The sequence below is a fragment of the Bacillus aerius genome (assembly GCF_029894105.1).
GTDB classification, from domain to species: Bacteria; Bacillota; Bacilli; order Bacillales; family Bacillaceae; genus Bacillus; species Bacillus altitudinis.
This window is the reverse complement of the sequence record NZ_JARYHO010000001.1, coordinates 1,135,127-1,153,707: the sequence shown is the minus strand read 5'-3', so window position 1 is coordinate 1,153,707 and position 18,581 is coordinate 1,135,127. Positions and strand designations below refer to the sequence as shown.

Sequence of the window (18,581 nt, the reverse complement as noted above, 5' to 3'; positions counted from 1 at the left end):
GTTTAATTTTTAAGTTTTACGTTAAAGCATTGATTCTAACAATTGCCCAAATGAAATGAAAGCCATTCGTTATATTTTCTAAAATTCAAACTTCTTTATATCCGATAAATGGATGAAAAAATCAGGAGGAACCTTTATGAAATTCGATATCATCGGCGATATCCACGGCTGCTACGAAGAGCTGCTTACCCTCATACACAAACTAGGATACGAACTCAAACATGGACTACCTGTCCACCCTGATAAGAGAACACTGGCCCTTGTTGGTGATTTAACAGACCGCGGCCCTCGATCAGTTGCCGTCATGCAATTTGTCATACACGCCTATTCTAAGGGCGCAATCCGCTATGTGCCTGGCAACCATTGTTTTAAGCTGTATCGCTATTTGAAAGGAAATCCCGTAAAATTACTGCATGGCATTGAAACAACGGTGAACGAAATCAAAAACCTGCCGCATGATGAACAAACCATTTTATCACGTGAATTTAAACATTTATTTGAAAAGGCACCGCTTTATGATGTACTGATTCCGAATGAACTGATCATTGCACACGCAGCGATGAAGGAAAAGGATATTGGCAAAAAACCGAACAAACAGATGAGGTCTTATCTATTATTTGGAGCAGTCACCGGAGAAACATGGCCAGACGGTCGACCTGTCAGGAAGGACTGGGCAAAGGAATATCACGGAAAACCATGGATTGTGTACGGGCATACACCCGTAAAAGAACCAAGATTCATCGGTAGAACGGTTAACATTGATACAGGCTGCGTCTTTGGCCACAAGCTCTCTGCCCTTAGATATCCAGAGCTTGAGACAGTATCTGTTCCTTCATCTATGCCATATGACGATTCAAGATTTCAGCATTTCACGCAATAAAAAACCCGGTCCACCATGACAGGTGTCCGGGTTTACTTGTTTACTGAAGCAATAATGTCATATCATCCGGTAAAGGAGCCGAAAAGGTCATGGACTCCCCTGTTATCGGATGCGGAAAAACAAGGGTTTCACTATGAAGTGCCTGCCTGCCTATTCTCTCGCTTGTTCCACCATATAGTGTATCTCCAACAAGCGGATGACCAAGGAATTGCATGTGAACACGAATTTGATGAGTTCTTCCCGTTTCAAGGGTAAGGGACACATCAGACATATCTAAATGAGTATGTACCGCCCGCACCGTATAATGTGTTACGGCTTCCTGACCAGATTCATCCACCATTCGTTCAATAATGCTGTCCCCTTTTCGAGCAATTTTTGCTTTAATTGTTCCTTCCTTTTGCGTGATCATGCCATGTGTAATGGCTCTATACGTTCGCTTGACTTCCCCTTTTTTCTGCGCCTTTGATAAAAGGCTGTGTGCAAAGCGATGTTTAGCGACTAACATGACACCAGAAGTATCACGATCAAGACGGTTCACCAAGTGGACAGTCAGCCGAACGGACTGCTCAGCATAATGGTGAAGCACCCCATTTGCAATACTATACTCAGGGTGCTCTCGAGAAGGAATCGATGGGATATACGGCTTTTTATTCAGCACAAGCACGTGCTCGTCCTCAAATAAAATATCAAGCGGAATGGCCGCAGGTTTTAGCCCTTCACTCACTTTTTCCTCGGGAAATAAAATGGTGAGCCTGTCTCCCTCGCGCAGCTCATATCTCACGGTCACATGCTCTCCATTAATCAGAAGGTCACCGCCATCAAATTTAATATCTGTCAGCATTCGTTTTGAAATGCCAAGATCGATTAAGTAGTCCTTCAGCAGCCTGCCTTCTTCTTTGGCTGATATGGTTTTGTTTATCTTAAAGTATTCCAGCGAGAACAACCTCTTTCTTATTCTCCTTTGCCGATAAAGGAATCTTGCACCCTTTTCCAAAACGGAAATGGTCTAAATCGGGCAAACCGGACATTCTCGTCTGCCACTCGGCATTGAATGGATTTCACATCTTTATGCAGCAGCGACAAATGATCTATCGTCACCTGAAAATCCACATCATTAATCGGTTTGATCACACACGTATGGTGGTCGGGCAAAATGAGCGGCGAACCGACCGTTCTAAACACTCTGTTGTTGATTGAAGCCATTTCTGCCAGCTGGATCGCCCTAATGGATGGGTGAATAATAGCCCCGCCAAGTGCCTTATTATAGGCTGTACTGCCAGATGGTGTAGACAAACAAAGGCCGTCTCCTCTGAATGTTTCAAAAAGCTGACCCCTAATCTCAACATCTGCCACAAGTGTACCTTCCATACTTTTAATCGTACATTCATTCATTGCTAAATATTTTTCTTCCCTGCCCCCATCGTTGTACCTGACGATGACTTCAAGAATCGGATATTCCACAATATGATAAGGCGTTTTGGCAATGGCTAACACAAGCTTTTCAATTTCACTCGGGACCCAGTCCGCATAAAAACCAAGATGGCCTGTATGTACGCCGACAAAAGCGGTTTCGTTCAGACGGTTGCTATACCGGTGAAAAGCGTATAAAAGGGTTCCGTCTCCGCCAACTGTAATGACGAGATCGGGTTCCTCTTCATTTAATTCCATTCCAAAATCCAATAAGTAGGTCTGTATTTTATTTTTAAGTGTGTCAGATACAGAATTCCCTTTCGAAGAAACTGCAAATTTCATGAATTCTTCTCCTTTTCCACCTTGCTGCGACGAGAAAGCAGCATCATATTTGATCAAGCTTAGGCTCAGCTATCGTTTTTCTTTTTCCGGGAAAATGCCACTTGCGCTTCTTGAATTTCCCCTCTGATTTCAGACATCTCATCATCAAGAAGAGATGCTGCCTCAGAAGCTCTTTGAAGGCGCTGCTTGACCTTCTCCGGGATATTCCCGCTATATTTATAATTCAGAGAATGCTCGATGGTCGCCCAAAAGTTCATGGCTAATGTACGGATTTGGATTTCGACGAGGAGCTGCTTCTCTCCATTGATCGTTTGCAGCGGATATAACACAACAAGGTGGTACGAGCGGTATCCGCTTTCTTTATGTTCTGCAATATAGTCGCGTTTATCTACAACCACGAAATCTTTTCGTGACTGGAGCATTTTCTTGACGACTTGTATATCTTCTACAAATTGGCACATAATGCGAAGCCCTGCAATATCCTGCATCGTTTCAATCTCATGCATCGGGATGTTTTTGCGCTTTGCCTTTTCCAATATGCTGGCAACGGGTTTCACTCGGCCAGTGACAAATTCTACTGGTGAATGGTCATCCTCAAATTCATACAGTTTTCGGATGCCTTTTAGTTTCACTTTTAATTCTTCGACTGCTTGCTTATATGGTGCGAGGAATTGATCCCATTGTTTTTTGTCCATGAAACTTCCCCCAATTCCAAATACCTAATTATTTCAGAGGAATGTGCTCTTCACTTTCTCTTCCATATCTCCGTAATTGGCATTGTCTTTAATATTGTCGATTAAATAGTTTAATTCCTGATGAAGTTGAATGAGTTCTAGCGTTTGCTCTTCCGCCGCCAAATAGACAGGGATTTCACGATTCATTGCTTCTTTTAATGGAGCCCATGTATGTTCTCCTAAAATAAGATACGTAAAAGACTCCTCAGTCTCAAGTATGTAAACGAACGCAAAGTGATCAGAATCAACAAGCATTTGTCCTGATGCTTTTGCTTTTTGAATTTGCTCATCTGACTGGACCGTCAAGATCAGCCTGTCTTCTTTTAAAGTTGCTTCTGTGATTTCAATTCTGTTTTGCATCATGATCTCCTTTACAACAAAGTACAGCTTTATTTTATCATATCAAGTTCAATATTGATAAACCGAACTTTTTGAGAAAATTTGATTTCTCCATTTCGTTGTTCATTTTGCCTCATTTAGCATCTATATACGTCTCTTTTTAAGGAATAAATAAGAAAAAAAGAAGCTTTTCATGTACAATAATCATATTTCCTCTAAATGAAAGGTTGATGTCAAAATGGCACAGGAAATTGAGATAGAACTAAAACAATTATTAATGAAAGAAGAATTTGAACAGATAAAAGAATATTTTCAATTAAAGGACGAGGACTTCCACACTCAAACCAACTATTATTTTGATACACCTCAATTTGATATAAAATCCAAATTCGCTGCATTACGAATGAGAGAAAAAGGCGGGCAGTGGGTTCTTACATTAAAGGAACCTCATGAGATCGGGCTTTTAGAAACTCACCAAACGATCGATCCTCCAGCGAGTCTTGAACATTTCCAACTGCCAGAAGGTGAAGTGGCAGACAGATTAGTACACCTTCACATTCAAAAGGATCAAATCGTGTATTTTGGTTCACTGGAAACGTCAAGAGCAGAAAAAATGATCAAAGAAGGCTTAATTGTTTTGGATCACAGCCGATATTTAACAGTAGAGGACTATGAACTTGAATTTGAAGTGAGCGATTTAGACATTGGACAAGCCGCTTTTACAGCATTGCTTCAGCAATTTCAGATCCCACCAAGACACACGAAAAACAAAGTCGTACGTTTTTATGAAGAAAAAATGAAAACAAAAGAATAGATGAATTCCTTGAAGGAGGAACATGATGAACGTCAATCAACTTCAATCCTTTATGCAGCTTCAAGCACTCAAAACGTTACAATCTGATAATGGACAAACACAACTCACAGCTGGACAAGAATCAAGCGCTGAGACTTCATTCCAGTCGCTGTTGCAAGATTTTTTAGGCGGATCAGAATTATCTCGTCTCCCGCTTTCCATTTCTGCTTTCATGGGATCGGACCCATCAACGTCTCCGAACACGCAATATGCACGCATGAATCCATATTTATCTGCGATAGCTGGCAGTGAACAGCTTCAATCTCAGTCTCTTTATGTAAATGACAGCCAATTGAATACCGCAAATGGTATTGGAAACGTCTTAAATAACAGCTACACACCGCCGCTTCAAAAAGCTGTTTCAGGCTCTTCATCAAAAGAGATTAATCAGATCGTCTCACAAATGGCTCAAAAGCACGGAGTTCCAGAAAAGCTGATCCACGCAGTGATCAAGCAAGAATCCGGTTATCGCACGAATGCTGTCAGCCATGCTGGTGCACTTGGACTGATGCAGCTTATGCCGTCTACTGCTAAATCACTTGGCGTGAACAATGCCTTTGATGCAGCCCAAAACATTGAAGGCGGAACGAAGTATTTAAAACAAATGCTGCAAAAATATAATGGAAATGTCTCACTTGCCTTAGCCGCTTATAACGCAGGCTCAGGGAATGTAGATAAGTACGGAGGCATTCCTCCATTTAAAGAAACACAAAATTATGTAAAGAAAATCACAGCTCAATATTTCGCCTAAACCGAAGAGAATAACCTCTTCGGTTTTTTGTATGTCGCTTTTCACCCTTTTTTGACTGAATGTGTTATGATATGGTCAATTGAACACGGACCCTGTCTCCCTCACTATTCCCAAAGGACCAAAGCGGTTTGTTTGTGGAATTGAGTAGAGGTTGTTAAAATAAGTATACAAGAATAGAAACAACAAAATAGAACAAACTGAATATCACTTTTGAAATACATGAAATTCGCAATAGGGTGAGCCATCCTATTAGCTACGAGTTAAAGGAGTAGTCAACATGGTACAATCGTTTAACGCACCTTACGAAGCGGTTGGAGAGGAACTTCTATCGCAACTTGTTGATACTTTTTATGAAAATGTAAAGTGTCATCCTTTGCTTCATCCTATTTTCCCGGATGACTTAAAAGAAACAGCAAGAAAACAAAAACAGTTCTTAACTCAATATTTAGGCGGACCGCCGCTTTATACTGAGGAGCATGGTCACCCAATGCTACGGGCGAGACATCTCCCTTTTCCGATTACTGAGGAGCGAGCGGACGCATGGCTTGAATGCATGGAGGATGCAATGGATCAAGTAGGACTAACCGGCGATATTCGTGACTTTTTATTTGAGCGACTGTCTTTGACGGCTCGTCACATGGTCAACCAAATACCTGAAAAGGACGGACGATCTTGAGCTGCAATCCGCATGAGCAATATTTCTCACATTGTCACGGACATCCTCAAAAGCCGATTGAAATCTATGTATTCATTGATCCTCTCAGCCCGGACTGCTGGTTATTAGAGCCATCAATTAAAAAGTTGAAAATGAAATATGGCCGTTTCTTCACTTTACGAACGGTTACAAGTTCTAGTATTAATGCTTTGAACCGGAAACGAAAAAAACATTTACTAACCGAAGCGTGGGGGAAATTTGCCACGAAAACTCAGACCAAAAAAGAACAAATGCTGTCTGAACAAATTGTGACATCACCTTATCTCGCCTCTCTTGCATTAAAAGCAGCTGAACTTCAGGGCAGAAAATGCGGAATGAAATTTTTACGACTCATTCAAGAATCGCTTTTTTGCCATCAGCAGGACGTCACCAGTGAACAAGTATTGCTAGAAAATGCAAAAACGGCTGGACTGGACATTGAAGAGTTCCAGCGAGATATCCATTCTCAAAGTGCTGTCAAAGCACTCCAATGTGATATGAAAATCGCAGCTGAAATGGATGTGTCTGAGCTTCCCACTTTCGCCTTTTTTAATACGATAAATGGCGAAGAAGGATTAAAGATTTCAGGTGCATATTCTTATGATATTTACGAGGAAATTCTCTTTGAAATGATTGGCGAAAAACCAACACCTTCAGAACGACCGCCAATTGAATGGTTTATCGCTTACTTTCAATTTGCATCAGCAAAAGAAATTGCCGTTGTATATGACCTGACCCTTGAAGAAGTTGAACGCGAGATGAAAAAGCTCGCATTTGCTAAAAAGGTAGAACGTGTACAAGTACATCAAGAAATGTTTTGGCGTTATACAGAAGGAGACAATCATTCAGATCTTGATGTCTACCGCTGTGAGAATGAACATGGGTGCTGACCCATGTTTTTTTCTTCACATCCAAAAGAACACTTGTTCTATTGATAAGTACGAAGAAACCGCGCCGGGATAAGCGCGGTTTCACTATGTCTTAACGACAACAAAGGGGATGGGAGAAATTTTTCACGGTCAAACAAAGGGGTAATGTTTGTATGTGATTAATTTCACATCTGTAGTATATCAAATTTTGTCGACTTATGACAACCGATATACTATATGTTCATATTTTTGTCACAAAACATAAGAGGACTGTCACTTTCATATAGTGAAAGTAACAAAAAAATGGGGGGATCTGCATGCGCAGCACAACCATTGGACTTGTTGCCATTGGCTTATGTTTCTGTTTAAATATATTAGGCTTAATGAAGATGCTGCCTCTTTACCTGACGTCTCCACTCCTATTCGCTTCCATTCTCTTTACACTCTATCGAATGAATCACCGAAAAACCTTCAAAGGATTTAAAACGTAATCATTGAATGTACAAACCTCGTTCATATAGACGAGGTCTAGCGTGTAGGCAAACCCTCGCATTCGGTGTCAGTCCTGCAAAGGATTTCTATCACGCTAAAAAGAAGTCAAAGGGCTAAAATCAAGTTCATTTTAGCCCTTTGTCAACAATCTGGTCTTTTTTATTTCAAGAAAAAACTCCTGCCAAAAGGTGAGTTTGCACTCACACATCTGACAGAAGTCTTCTCGTTACTCACCAGTCTTTGAGATGAGCTCTTCCATTTCCTTTAATTTTTCTTCAAACAATTGACATGCTGCCTCAATTGGCTCTTTCGATGCCATATCTACACCAGCTTTTTTCAGCACGTTGATTGGATAGTCAGAGCTTCCTGCTTTAAGGAAGTCTGTATAGCGCTCCACCGCAGGTTTCCCTTCTTCTAAAATTTGTTTACTTAATGCCTGAGCCGCACTATAGCCTGTCGCATATTGATACACATAATAGTTGTAATAGAAATGCGGAATTCGCGTCCATTCTAATCCGATTTCCTTATCCACAACCATACCGTCGCCAAAATACTTCTTATTCAGGTCGTAATACAGGTTCGTCATAAACTCTGGCGTTAATGCCTCCCCTTCTTGCGCTTTCACATGAATCAGGTGCTCGAACTCTGCAAACATCGTTTGTCTGAATACCGTCCCTCTAAATCCTTCTAACAAGTGATTGAGCACATACAAGCGCTGCTTTTTGTCCTCTAAATGATTGAGTAAGTATTCACCTAGTAATGCTTCATTTGTTGTAGAAGCTACTTCCGCTACAAAAATGCTGTAGTTTCCGTACGGATATGGCTGATGCTTTCTTGTATAGTAGCTATGAACAGAGTGACCAAATTCATGAGCCAGTGTAAATAAATTATCAATATTATTTTGCCAGTTCATTAAGATATAAGGATTCGTACCATAGCTTCCAGAAGAATACGCGCCGCTTCGTTTCCCTTTATTCTCATAAACGTCTACCCAGCGATTTTCGAGTCCCTCTTTTAATACCGAAACATATTCTTCTCCTAATGGCGCTAACCCTTTCAGCATATAATCCTTTGCTTCATCATATGTCAGCTTCATGCCAGCATCTTTTACTAATGGTGTATACAAGTCATAATTGTGCACTTCATCAAGCTTTAATACCTTTTTACGCAATTCAATGTAGCGGTGTAATAACGGTAAATATTGATGAACTGTATTAATTAGATTGTCATACACTTCTTCAGGAATACTGTTGCGTGATAACGCTGCTTCTCTTGCAGATTTGTAATGACGTACTTTCGCATAAAAATTATCCTTTTTAATCGAGCCGCTGAGTGTAGACGCCAAAGTATTCTTATATTGATCATACGTTTTATAAACGGCTTTAAAAGCATTCTTTCTCACTTCACGATCATCACTGTTTAAAAAGGTAATGAAGTTGCCATGAGTAATTTTCTTTTCTTCTCCATTTTCATCCTTAACAGAAGGGAACGAAATATCTGCATTATTAAACATACTAAACGTAGTGGATGATGTTGATAAAGGTTCAGAGGCTTCAGCTAATAAAGCTTCTTGCTCCTCACTTAAAATATGCGGACGCTCTTTGTTAATTTCTTCGAGAGCGTGAGAATAAAGTTTTAATTCTTCTTTTTCCAAAATAAATTGCTGCAGCTTATCTTCTTGAATAGATAAAATTTCCGGAACAATATAGGCAGATGTACTAGACAGCTGTGTAAATAAATTGGATGCTTTATCATTTAAAGCCTGAAATGATGAATTTGTTGTATCTTCATCGTATTTCATGTGCGCATATGTATAAAGCTTGCCAAGTTTTTCAGAAAGTTGATCCTGAAATGTTAGGGCTTCATACAAGACATCAGCAGAATGGGCCAGCTTGCCTTTAAATTGGGCGAGCTTCGGAATTTCTTTTTTTACAGCTTCGAATTCCTTATTCCAAGAATCGACACTTTCAAAAATATCTTCAAGGCGCCATTTGTTTTCTTCTTTTACTTCGCTTCTGTCTGGTAAATGATTGTTGTTATTTTGTGAAGTCATATGAATCCCCCTTGCATGAGTTGTGTTGAACCAACCTTTCGGAAAGTGAAAGAAATTGGTGTTGTATTTATCTTCTTTGTTTTGAACTATATTTGTCAAATCATATGCAGAAATAAATACCAAACAAACTAAAAAAATGAGAAAAAAGCGTTTCTTTCTATTCAATAGCAGCACCACCTTTTTCTTATCATGATCAAAGTGGGCATGAAACATGCTAATGAAATAAGAAAGCATCTCGTTTTATCGCTTCATCTGCTGTTCGTATAGGTTTTTGATTCGACGTTACTTGATAATTACCCTCTTTCGTCATGTATAAAAACCCTAGATTCACAAGCGCCCGTACATATGAAATGATCACCCCTTTGATTTCTTCTATTGTGACATTGGTATATCGGAGCTTCACTTCTTTATTCTGGACACATCGCTTAATTTCTTTTAAAAGTAGATGAATGGTCACTTGTTCTTTTCCCTTTCTAACCATCCAATCATAAAGACATCCTTGCCACACATAAACAGGGCTTGAAAAGATATATGCTTCTGTCAGGGGGATAAATAATTCTGTCGGTAGAAATGGCCATGCTGTTTGATGATGCTCATAAAAAATGGTTCTTAAACGCTTGCTTTCATTTGCTAAAATGCGGGGTGGCCGCTCCCTAAATTGCCGAATACACTTGAGCCACTCTTTATACAATTGATGATTGCTCGAGGAAACAGATAAGAGTGCTGGTAGTTGGCGATAAGCTGAAGGCGGTCTAACGGTCATTGAGGCACATATTTTCGTTGGCTGAAACACGAGAAGTTGATCCAGGTGGATGAATCTATTTTGGATCGGACAATAAAAAATGAGTCTCCTATTCTTTGACTGCCTTAAAATTCCCCAATGAATGGAGGAGAATGAAAAGAGTTGGCCAGCCATTCGTTTTAAACGATTCGCCCCTATGATCCATATAGGATAGAGCCCCGCAGCATGGAGACCTTCCGTTCGTTTATGTAGCTCTTTCCACGAAATATTTGCACATTGAAATTCGATGGCATAGCTTTTATTTTCTATAGCAACGGTCACATCAGGGCGCTGCTGAATGTTTGAAACATATTTCTCTAGTAACGGCTCATATCCAAGCTGCGTGAGCCAATCCTTAAGAGCCATTTTCCCTGCCTGATGATAAGCTGTTTCACCGGTGGACGCTAATGGACATGCCGAGAGCTGTTTATGTGCAAAATGATGGACACGATGCTCACCTAGCTTTAATAGAACCTCCTGCCTACATTCAGGACAGTAAAATTTGCACGTAGCTCTTACATGCTCTAGCCGCCTTTTAGTCAGATGTTGTGTGATGCGAACCAGCTTGCCATTCTCCATGATCGCTGCATTCATATATTTCGCCCCTTGCTCTTTGATGACCGTATTATAGCTTTTTCTCTCACAAGAAAGCGAATATGGAAAATGAACTTTTACCGTGTCAAAACACGATTTCAACCTGCTTTCCCTTAGTAAAATCAAAAATCCCCCTTTTAGAAAAGGGGGAAATACAATTTTTATAAAAGTGGTGATAATAATCTTGCTGTTGATTCAAACAGCCTCACCCGCAAAGGTCTCTTCGCAAATTCTTCTGGAACAATTTCATGTGACTGCTCTAAATCACCTAAGAAGTCGTTGACCAGCTTCTCTGTGCTTTTTGTTTTATAGAGGAAAGCATTCACTTCAAAGTTCAGATGAAAACTTCTCATATCCATATTTGCTGTACCAATTGATGCTAGCTCACTATCCACAATGATAAACTTGCTATGCATAAAGCCTTGATCATATTCGTATACCTTCGCACCTGCTTCTAAAAGTTCGGGGAAGTATGAACGGGACGCATGAAATACGATGCGTTTATCTGGATTTTTCGGCGCAATGATTCGCACATCGACTCCGCTCAACGCAGCAATTTTCAGTGCGGACAAAATATCATCATCAGGTACAAAATAAGGTGAAGCAATCCAAATTGATTTTTTGGCGGAGATAATCATGGAGAAAAAAAGATTTTTAATGACTTCCCACTGTTTATCAGGACCACCCGCAATCATTTGTACGCCTTCTGCTCGACTCTCCATATGGCTGAAATCTTTAAAATAATCCACACCCGAGCATCTTTCATTGGTCATGTAATACCAATCCTGCATAAAAATCTGCTGCAAATCACGAACGGCCTCACCTTTAATCATCAGGTGTGTATCACGCCAAAATCCATATTGTCTGCTTCTACCCATATATTCGTCCCCAATGTTAAGTCCGCCGACAAATCCTACTTCTCCATCAATCACCACAATTTTCCGGTGATTTCGGAAATTGATTTTATTATTTAATAAGGGCAGTCTCACTGGTAAAAACGGAACGATCTGCACGCCAGCCTTTTCTAAGTCAGCAATATATTGACGGGAGAGTTTTAGGCTGCCTACATCATCATATAAAAAGCGGACAATCACACCATTTTTTGCTTTCTCGATTAAAATGTCCTTTAATTCTTGTCCCAGATCATCATGACGGAGAATATAATATTCTAGATGAATGTGATGTGTTGCTTTTTTGATCTCTTCAAAAATATGAGAGAACGTTTCTTCTCCATTGGTCAGAACTTTAGAGGATGTGCGATACGTAATAGGGGTATGTCCAAGTCTGTGGGCCAGCTTAAATAAGAGCTGCTGATGGTCACCCATATGAGTCATTTTTTCAATTGCTTCTCTGTGGATACGTTCATCTTCCTGGACAAGTTGTTCATCCAGTACCGCTTTCTTTTCAAAAAGTCTGCGCTTTTTAATATTGCGTCCAAAGAAAATATAAAACAAAAACCCGAAAAGCGGAAAGCTCCCAAGCAGAACAAGCCACGTAATCGTTTGAGAGGGGTTTCTGTTTTCTAAGAAAATGACAAACCCGATGAAGATAATCGATAAAGTGAATAGAACACTGACGGAACTTAATACACTTACCGCTAGATCACCGGCAAAAATTTGGATAATCAAATAAGCACCTATCGTAATGATAAGAAAAAATAGAACTTTGACTACATTTCTCATTTCATTTTCTCCTTGCCGATCACTTTATTTACTTTTTCATTCAGATAAAAAAGTCGATTCCTCTATAGAAATCGACTTTTGGTTGTTACGAGAAGTGCTGTTGAATCGTTTCAAGCGCATTCTCTTTGACAATCAGCTGACCGTATTCTTGCAGTCTGTAGATGCTGACCACTGATTCATGAGCATATTCAAGCAGAATACTAAGCTTATTCTCCACCTGCTCATCTGACAAATCCTCGTGGAAGTCAACATATAGATAATAACGGTTTTCAAACGAATATAAACTTGTCGTAAAATCCTGCATATTTAATTGAGAAAGTGCAATCAAATCTTCAAAGTCATCCATTTTCAATACGAACTGAAGTTGAAGTTTTTTGTCCTTCTCATTATGATCTTCTTGATCTTGCTCTTCTTTATGAAAATCATCAAGCAGAGCATCTAAACTTTCTTCATCTGTTTGATCTTTTTTATCTTCTGGAATCGGCAATTCGAGCTTTTGTCCATCTTTAGAAAGTTGGGCTTTTGTCACGACAATTTCAAGACCTTTATCAAGTGCCTGTACTTGAATCCAAAGTGGTCCCTCTACTGCAAATTCTTCTTCTTCGTGCACTTCGTCCATCACTTCCCAGAACAGCTCTTCACTGCGCTCACGATTATACCAAATCTCTTCACGGTCAAAACCGCGATCTTCAATATCACCGTAGGAAATATAAAATTTGACTGTATGTTCATTTATTCTTTCGATTTCCATTTTGCCAACCTTCCCTTCTATATAAGATGTTGAAGGGACATACAAGCTCCCAATTAATAGTACTTTACTACACTTTACCCGTTCCGTCTACATGTTAACCATTTAAAGAAATGAGGTATTGCTGTGTACTGTCTATTTTATGATAAAACATGAATAAAAGAAATAAAAACGCATTTTTTGCAGAGAAAACTTGCAGAAACATATATTTGAATTGTCCTCATATATTGGTTGTACGAGCTATTTTAGTGAAATGAGGTGAACTGGATGGAAACAGAGTGGATCGTATCCTTACTAATGATTATTGGCATAGACCTCATATTAGGTGGAGATAATGCATTAATCATTGCGATGGCCAGTCGAAGCTTATCAAATGAAAAACGAAACAAAGCCATATGGATCGGCACACTTTTGGCAGTGCTGATGAGAATCACCATGACTGGTGCTGCCGTTTATTTATTGACCATCCCCTATTTGCAATTTATCGGCGGTCTCTTTCTCCTTTATATAGGATACAATTTGTTAATTGAACAAAAGAAAGAATCCATTCGGATTAAAAGCAGCGGCTCCCTTTGGCGTGCTGTTCAGACCATCGTGATTGCAGATCTTTTTATGTCACTTGATAATGTGATTGCTGTTGCAGGGGCAGCTAAAGGGAACATGGTGCTCACTGCCTTTGGCTTAATGATTTCAGTTCCGATTATTATTTGGGGGAGTAAGCTGATTCATGCAGCACTAACCAAGTTTCCGATTCTTTTATACGGAGGGAGTGCCCTTTTAGCTTTTACTGGCGGAGAAATGATTGTCCGTGATGTAAAACTGAATGAATTTATGGCGCAGCATACAACACTTGAATTGTTGCTTCCTTTTTTAACCGTCGCAACCGTTATTTTAGCCAGTCTCTTTTACGAACAAACGGCTGAAAATAAATAAAAAAAGCTGCCAAATGATCGGCAGCTTTTCGTGTTGTCTATTAGTTAGCAAGTCGCTGAGCTTCTCGAAGTTGGAATGTACGAACCGTTCTAGGAAGGAAACGTCTAATTTCATCTTCGTTGTACCCAACTTGCAGTCTTTTTTCATCCAAAATAATTGGACGTCTTAGAAGACCAGGGTGCTCATTGATTAGTTTATACAATTGTTGAAGCGGCATTGTCTCAACATTTACATTTAGTTTTTGGAATACTTTAGAACGTGTTGAGATAATTTCATCTGTACCATCTTCCGTCATACGAAGAATCTCTTTGATTTCATCGATTGAAAGAGGCTCAGAAAAGATATTTCTCTCTTGGTATGGAATATTGTGCTCTTCTAACCACGCTCTTGCTTTTCTACATGATGTACAGCTTGGTGATGTGTATAATGTTACCATAAATCTTCACTCCTCAATTTGTAGAATGAATATTGATCTGTATTCTTAAATTAAAATTGTTCTAAATAAGTAATCTTTATAGTGATTATACTATAAAAAAGTAAGTGTGAACAGATTTTCTTGCAATTTTTGTGACAAAAACTAGACAATTTCATTCTTTTTGTGCTGATGTTTGAAGTCTGAACATTCTCATTTAGTCGAGATGATCGAAAATATTTTTTTGTTTTCTATTTTCAATGAGTTTCAGCACATCATCAACATCCTCATACGATTGTCCATACCATTCTTCGTCTTTATACGTATGGATTCTTTCGTACGTCTTTCTCATGGCCTCCATCATTTCTTCCTCATTATCTGTACGAGGCGACCAATAAAGAATTTCCATGCGGTTCACTTCATTCGTTGCAAGTGACCTGCGTTTATAACCAATTGATTCAGCATGCTTGAAGTGCTCTCTCTGATAAAACTTTAGGCGTTTTGCAGTATCTGCATCATCTTCATCTACAGGCTCGACCTCAAGCAAGATCGGTTTTCTTTTTTCCTTCAGCTTATGAATGAGCTTTGAGCCGAGGCCTTCACCTCTTGCATCCTTGGAAACAAATAAATAATCAATAAAGATGAAAGAATCAAATTCAGCGTACATCATCACATGATGAGGCCCTTCTTCTTTATGATAAATATCACTTCTTTCCTTTAATAAAGCTTCCATATGCTCTTTTGACTTCATTTCTTCTATCGGGAAGTATTCACTGAGCTTTTCATACCAATTCATGGATCCGCTCCTTATGATGTAGTTAAGAACCACTTCCTTATCTATTCCCGATTTCCTGCTATTTAAACGCCTGTACTAGTAAGACGCAGCAATGCCATTGGTGGTTTCACTTTTTTTCAAGAGAAAGCAAAAAAGTTTTATATCGAACGATTCATGAGCATTTGAAAGCAAGCAAACAAAAGAAGTGTCATGGCGATCTGAAACATGATGAAATAAAGGTACTTCATACGCCGGACTTCTTCCTTCTGTTCATTCGTGCGCCGATACACAGCAAATTCAACCGAAAACGAAATGATGCAAATGAGCACCATAAACGAAAGAAACCATTGTCCTCCGTTTGGTTTCTCCAAAAAAGACGTTGAAAAAAGCATGAATACGATCATAAAATGAAACCATGAATAGCGAAAAGCCTTCCATTTAGACATCTTATTTCCTCCTAGGCTCTCTCTTTAAAAATCACCATAATTTTCATTAAATATAGAGGTTTGTTAAAGTTTTTTGTTGATATTTAAGAACAACAAAAGCCTTATTTATTTAATTCTTTGGTCAGAATGTCGATGGCTTCTTTAACTTCTTCAACATTTTTTTTGGTATTCATTTCATTTCTAGCATGAAGTAATACTGGTCGGACTGATTCAACTGAACGTCCGAAGTTATACATCCATTCATATCTCGGAACCATCCAAGTATGAAAATGATGGGTTGTATCTTCGTTGTAAAAATAGTACACATGCTCAATCCCTAAAGCGGTTCTTTGTGCTTTTCTTATCCTTGCTAAAACGTCTATGTAATCTAATCTTTCGGACTGGGTTAAATCATCTAAACACTTGATGTGTCTTTTTGAAGCTAAAATGATTAATCCTCTAATTGGATAAGCAACATCTTGATGGGCGTGAAAGTGCTCTGTTTCAATAACCACGCCACCTTCTGGTTTAACTAATCCATTCGTTAATGCACAACTAAGACACTTCACTTCAACCGTTTCTCCATTTGATAAGGTGATTTTTTTCAATTCTCTTCCCCCAACGAAATAGTCTACAACTCAAAATCCACAACTTAAGCGTATCATATTTTCCCTTATTTTGAATTAAACTCCTTATTAATAGTGCTTCTATAATTGTGAGTTTATTTCGTTGATGAGTGGCACTTTCTAAGATGTGAAACCAAATAAAAAGAAGCACTGACTAGCAGTGCTTCTTCTCTGTTCTTATTGTTTTGCTTTGATCTCTTTGAATTCTTCCTCAGTACAGCTGACAAAGTGACCCGGCTTAACTTCACGAAATTCCGTATTTGTTCCTTTATGAACAGATGGATTGTATTTAATCCGTTTGCGGTTACGCTCATAATCAGGATCTGGAAGCGGAATCGCAGATAGTAATGATTTTGTATATGGATGAAGCGGGTTTTCATATAATTCATTCGCTGGTGCCAGCTCAACCAATTTCCCAAAATACATCACGCCGATACGATCGCTGATATATTTCACCATGGAAAGGTCATGGGCAATGAATAAATACGTTAAGCCCTTTTCTTCTTGCAGTTCTTTCATTAAGTTGACGACCTGCGCTTGGATCGACACATCTAGTGCAGAGATTGGCTCATCGGCAATGATGAAATCCGGCTCAACAGCTAACGCACGAGCAATCCCAATACGCTGCCTTTGACCGCCTGAGAATTCATGCGGGTATCTATTCGCATGCTCTTTATTCAAGCCAACAGTTTCAAGCAATTGATACACACGGTCTTTACGTGCTTGCTTTGTTTTCGCAAGACCATGAATGTCAATCCCTTCTGCAATGATATCAAGCACTGTCATTCTAGGGTTAAGTGAAGCATATGGGTCTTGGAAAATCATCTGCATTTGACGGTTAAATTCAAGCATTTTTTGTCTTGATTTCTTTCCGTGTACGCTTTCTCCTTTATAGAGAACTTCACCATCTGTCGCATCATAAAGTCTTATGATTGAACGGCCAGTTGTCGACTTTCCACATCCAGATTCACCTACAAGTCCAAGTGTTTCACCTTTATAAATATCAAATGAGACACCATCAACTGCTTTTACAGTCCCTCTTGCTGTATGGAAATGCTGCTTTAAATTTTTAATTTCTAACAGTTTTTCTGCCATGCTATTCACCCTCTTTTACTAATACAGGTTTTTCGTAGCTACCTTCTAGTTCACGCATTCTCGCCTTTACGGAAGCAGGCGGTTCAACTTTAGGGGCATTCGGATGAAGTAGCCATGATTTCACATAATGCGTATCTGATACTTTGAACATTGGTGGTTCTTGTTCAAAGTCAATTTTCATTGCATAATCGCTCCGGAGTGCAAATGCATCTCCTTTCGGCGGGTTTGTTAAATCTGGTGGTGTTCCTGGAATCGCCGTTAGTTTCCCTTCAGCTCCTCCATCAGTGTCTAGGCTTGGCATAGATGCTAAAAGTCCCCATGTATATGGATGTTTCGGATTGTAGAAAATTTCATCAACAGTCCCTGTCTCCACAATCTGTCCAGCATACATAACGGCTACACGATCAGCAACATTGGCCACAACACCTAAATCATGGGTAATAAAGATAATAGATGTTTCGACTTTTTGCTGAATTTCTTTCATTAATTCTAAGATTTGTGCCTGAATGGTTACATCAAGTGCAGTCGTTGGCTCATCAGCAATCAATAGCTTTGGATCGGCTGCAAGTGCCATCGCGATGACAACCCTTTGTCTCATCCCGCCACTAAATTCATGCGGATATTGTTTGATTCTTTTTTCAGGCATTGGAATCCCAACAAGCTCTAAAAGTTCAATGGCTCTTTTTTCAGCCGCTTCTTTTGAGATTTGTTCATGCTTGAAAAGTACTTCTGTAATTTGTTTCCCGACCTTCATGGTTGGGTTCAAAGAAGTCATCGGATCTTGGAAGATCATCGAAATGTCTTTTCCTCGAATGGTTTGCATTTGTTTTTCCGTTTTCTTGACAATATCCTGCCCATCAAATAAAATCTCTCCGCGCTTGAAATAACCTGGCGGCATCGGGATTAATCTCATGATGGCCTGGGATGTTACACTTTTACCAGAACCAGATTCACCTACAATAGCAAGTGTCTCGCCTTTATTTAAGTGGAAGTTCACACCACGAATGGCTTGAACCTCTCCACCATATGTTTTAAATGAGATTGCAAGATCTTTCACCTCTAGAATACGTTCACGTTCCATCCTAATCACTCC

At 39.4% G+C, this 18,581-nt stretch carries 21 protein-coding genes; 7 read left to right on the top strand and 14 right to left on the bottom strand.

Annotated elements, in window-relative coordinates; genetic code table 11:
* Positions 1-136 precede the first annotated feature (136 nt).
* Positions 137-880: a bis(5'-nucleosyl)-tetraphosphatase PrpE gene (gene prpE / locus M2353_RS05840; protein WP_017359667.1), complete on the top strand. Its 744-nt coding sequence runs from the start codon at positions 137-139 to the stop codon at positions 878-880.
* 40 nt (positions 881-920) lie between these two features.
* On the opposite strand, the gene M2353_RS05835 is transcribed toward prpE, so the two are convergent.
* The 4 genes from M2353_RS05835 to M2353_RS05820 form a co-directional block, all read right to left on the bottom strand.
* Positions 921-1,814 (bottom strand): RluA family pseudouridine synthase, encoded by an 894-nt coding sequence (locus M2353_RS05835; protein WP_284725990.1) that lies wholly within the window; start codon positions 1,812-1,814, stop codon positions 921-923.
* 17 nt (positions 1,815-1,831) lie between these two features.
* Positions 1,832-2,632, bottom strand: coding sequence for an NAD kinase (locus tag M2353_RS05830; protein WP_008355343.1), 801 nt, complete (start codon positions 2,630-2,632; stop codon positions 1,832-1,834).
* Between the two features lie 65 nt (positions 2,633-2,697).
* Positions 2,698-3,327, bottom strand: a complete 630-nt coding sequence (yjbM, locus tag M2353_RS05825; RefSeq protein ID WP_008348457.1) for a GTP diphosphokinase — start codon at positions 3,325-3,327, stop codon at positions 2,698-2,700.
* A gap of 33 nt (positions 3,328-3,360) precedes the next feature.
* Entirely contained in the window at positions 3,361-3,726 is a 366-nt protein-coding gene (locus M2353_RS05820; RefSeq protein ID WP_008348459.1) for a UPF0738 family protein, read from the bottom strand.
* 217 nt (positions 3,727-3,943) lie between these two features.
* On the opposite strand from M2353_RS05820, the gene M2353_RS05815 reads away from it, so the two are divergent.
* The 5 genes from M2353_RS05815 (at position 3,944) to M2353_RS05795 (ending at position 7,363) form a co-directional block, all read left to right on the top strand.
* Positions 3,944-4,519, top strand: coding sequence for a CYTH domain-containing protein (locus M2353_RS05815; protein ID WP_284725104.1), 576 nt, complete (start codon positions 3,944-3,946; stop codon positions 4,517-4,519).
* Positions 4,520-4,544: 25 nt separating this feature from the next.
* Positions 4,545-5,309, top strand: coding sequence for a lytic transglycosylase domain-containing protein (locus M2353_RS05810; protein ID WP_284725103.1), 765 nt, complete (start codon positions 4,545-4,547; stop codon positions 5,307-5,309).
* A gap of 277 nt (positions 5,310-5,586) precedes the next feature.
* Positions 5,587-5,985, top strand: coding sequence for a globin domain-containing protein (locus tag M2353_RS05805; RefSeq protein ID WP_007499001.1), 399 nt, complete (start codon positions 5,587-5,589; stop codon positions 5,983-5,985).
* The gene (locus tag M2353_RS05800; RefSeq protein ID WP_007499002.1) at positions 5,982-6,893 is read left to right on the top strand and encodes a ClpXP adapter SpxH family protein; all 912 of its coding nucleotides are present in this window, start codon (positions 5,982-5,984) and stop codon (positions 6,891-6,893) included. Before M2353_RS05805 ends, M2353_RS05800 begins: the two co-directional genes overlap by 4 nt.
* Positions 6,894-7,189: 296 nt before the next feature.
* On the top strand, positions 7,190-7,363 hold the full coding sequence (locus tag M2353_RS05795) for a hypothetical protein (protein ID WP_041092061.1): 174 nt from the start codon (positions 7,190-7,192) through the stop codon (positions 7,361-7,363).
* Between the two features lie 227 nt (positions 7,364-7,590).
* On the opposite strand, the gene pepF is transcribed toward M2353_RS05795, so the two are convergent.
* The 4 genes from pepF to mecA all read right to left on the bottom strand — a co-directional run bounded on the left by pepF (position 7,591) and on the right by mecA (position 13,225).
* Complete coding sequence (gene pepF / locus M2353_RS05790) at positions 7,591-9,417, bottom strand: oligoendopeptidase F (RefSeq protein ID WP_342394135.1); 1,827 nt, start codon at positions 9,415-9,417, stop codon at positions 7,591-7,593.
* Positions 9,418-9,631: 214 nt separating this feature from the next.
* Complete coding sequence (locus M2353_RS05785; RefSeq protein ID WP_284725101.1) at positions 9,632-10,792, bottom strand: competence protein CoiA; 1,161 nt, start codon at positions 10,790-10,792, stop codon at positions 9,632-9,634.
* A 161-nt stretch (positions 10,793-10,953) separates the two neighbouring features.
* Positions 10,954-12,474, bottom strand: a complete 1,521-nt coding sequence (gene cls, locus M2353_RS05780; protein ID WP_024720122.1) for a cardiolipin synthase — start codon at positions 12,472-12,474, stop codon at positions 10,954-10,956.
* Between the two features lie 85 nt (positions 12,475-12,559).
* Positions 12,560-13,225: an adaptor protein MecA gene (mecA, locus tag M2353_RS05775; RefSeq protein WP_008348474.1), complete on the bottom strand. Its 666-nt coding sequence runs from the start codon at positions 13,223-13,225 to the stop codon at positions 12,560-12,562.
* 264 nt (positions 13,226-13,489) lie between these two features.
* On the opposite strand from mecA, the gene M2353_RS05770 reads away from it, so the two are divergent.
* On the top strand, positions 13,490-14,155 hold the full coding sequence (locus tag M2353_RS05770) for a TerC family protein (protein ID WP_007499010.1): 666 nt from the start codon (positions 13,490-13,492) through the stop codon (positions 14,153-14,155).
* Between the two features lie 40 nt (positions 14,156-14,195).
* Here the strand turns inward: M2353_RS05770 and spxA are convergent, their stop codons facing one another.
* From spxA to M2353_RS05740, 6 genes are all read right to left on the bottom strand, one after another.
* Complete coding sequence (gene spxA / locus M2353_RS05765; RefSeq protein WP_003211421.1) at positions 14,196-14,591, bottom strand: transcriptional regulator SpxA; 396 nt, start codon at positions 14,589-14,591, stop codon at positions 14,196-14,198.
* A gap of 193 nt (positions 14,592-14,784) precedes the next feature.
* Positions 14,785-15,363 (bottom strand): GNAT family N-acetyltransferase, encoded by a 579-nt coding sequence (locus M2353_RS05760; RefSeq protein ID WP_144678922.1) that lies wholly within the window; start codon positions 15,361-15,363, stop codon positions 14,785-14,787.
* 137 nt (positions 15,364-15,500) lie between these two features.
* Positions 15,501-15,788 carry a hypothetical protein gene (locus M2353_RS05755; protein WP_284725100.1) on the bottom strand — a complete coding sequence of 96 codons (288 nt, stop codon included), beginning with the start codon at positions 15,786-15,788 and terminating at the stop codon, positions 15,501-15,503.
* Between the two features lie 101 nt (positions 15,789-15,889).
* Complete coding sequence (locus tag M2353_RS05750; RefSeq protein ID WP_268362248.1) at positions 15,890-16,375, bottom strand: HIT family protein; 486 nt, start codon at positions 16,373-16,375, stop codon at positions 15,890-15,892.
* Between the two features lie 195 nt (positions 16,376-16,570).
* A complete protein-coding gene (locus M2353_RS05745; protein ID WP_284725099.1) occupies positions 16,571-17,488 on the bottom strand; it encodes an ABC transporter ATP-binding protein in 918 nt (305 codons plus the stop codon).
* Position 17,489: 1 nt separating this feature from the next.
* A complete protein-coding gene (locus M2353_RS05740) occupies positions 17,490-18,569 on the bottom strand; it encodes an ABC transporter ATP-binding protein (RefSeq protein ID WP_007499018.1) in 1,080 nt (359 codons plus the stop codon).
* Between the last annotated feature and the right edge of the window lie 12 nt (positions 18,570-18,581).

Excerpts from the sequence above, each read along its gene's own strand:
- M2353_RS05830 (WP_008355343.1), bottom strand. The coding sequence starts at position 2,632 with ATGAAATTTGCAGTTTCTTCGAAAGGGAATTCTGTATCTGACACACTT.
- M2353_RS05805 (WP_007499001.1), top strand. The coding sequence starts at position 5,587 with ATGGTACAATCGTTTAACGCACCTTACGAAGCGGTTGGAGAGGAACTT.
- M2353_RS05815 (WP_284725104.1), top strand. The coding sequence starts at position 3,944 with ATGGCACAGGAAATTGAGATAGAACTAAAACAATTATTAATGAAAGAA.
- M2353_RS05755 (WP_284725100.1), bottom strand. The coding sequence starts at position 15,788 with ATGTCTAAATGGAAGGCTTTTCGCTATTCATGGTTTCATTTTATGATC.
- prpE (WP_017359667.1), top strand. The coding sequence starts at position 137 with ATGAAATTCGATATCATCGGCGATATCCACGGCTGCTACGAAGAGCTG.
- M2353_RS05810 (WP_284725103.1), top strand. The coding sequence starts at position 4,545 with ATGAACGTCAATCAACTTCAATCCTTTATGCAGCTTCAAGCACTCAAA.
- yjbM (WP_008348457.1), bottom strand. The coding sequence starts at position 3,327 with ATGGACAAAAAACAATGGGATCAATTCCTCGCACCATATAAGCAAGCA.
- M2353_RS05740 (WP_007499018.1), bottom strand. The coding sequence starts at position 18,569 with ATGGAACGTGAACGTATTCTAGAGGTGAAAGATCTTGCAATCTCATTT.
- M2353_RS05745 (WP_284725099.1), bottom strand. The coding sequence starts at position 17,488 with ATGGCAGAAAAACTGTTAGAAATTAAAAATTTAAAGCAGCATTTCCAT.
- M2353_RS05820 (WP_008348459.1), bottom strand. The coding sequence starts at position 3,726 with ATGCAAAACAGAATTGAAATCACAGAAGCAACTTTAAAAGAAGACAGG.
- mecA (WP_008348474.1), bottom strand. The coding sequence starts at position 13,225 with ATGGAAATCGAAAGAATAAATGAACATACAGTCAAATTTTATATTTCC.
- M2353_RS05795 (WP_041092061.1), top strand. The coding sequence starts at position 7,190 with ATGCGCAGCACAACCATTGGACTTGTTGCCATTGGCTTATGTTTCTGT.
- pepF (WP_342394135.1), bottom strand. The coding sequence starts at position 9,417 with ATGACTTCACAAAATAACAACAATCATTTACCAGACAGAAGCGAAGTA.
- M2353_RS05760 (WP_144678922.1), bottom strand. The coding sequence starts at position 15,363 with ATGAATTGGTATGAAAAGCTCAGTGAATACTTCCCGATAGAAGAAATG.
- M2353_RS05785 (WP_284725101.1), bottom strand. The coding sequence starts at position 10,792 with ATGAATGCAGCGATCATGGAGAATGGCAAGCTGGTTCGCATCACACAA.
- M2353_RS05770 (WP_007499010.1), top strand. The coding sequence starts at position 13,490 with ATGGAAACAGAGTGGATCGTATCCTTACTAATGATTATTGGCATAGAC.
- spxA (WP_003211421.1), bottom strand. The coding sequence starts at position 14,591 with ATGGTAACATTATACACATCACCAAGCTGTACATCATGTAGAAAAGCA.
- cls (WP_024720122.1), bottom strand. The coding sequence starts at position 12,474 with ATGAGAAATGTAGTCAAAGTTCTATTTTTTCTTATCATTACGATAGGT.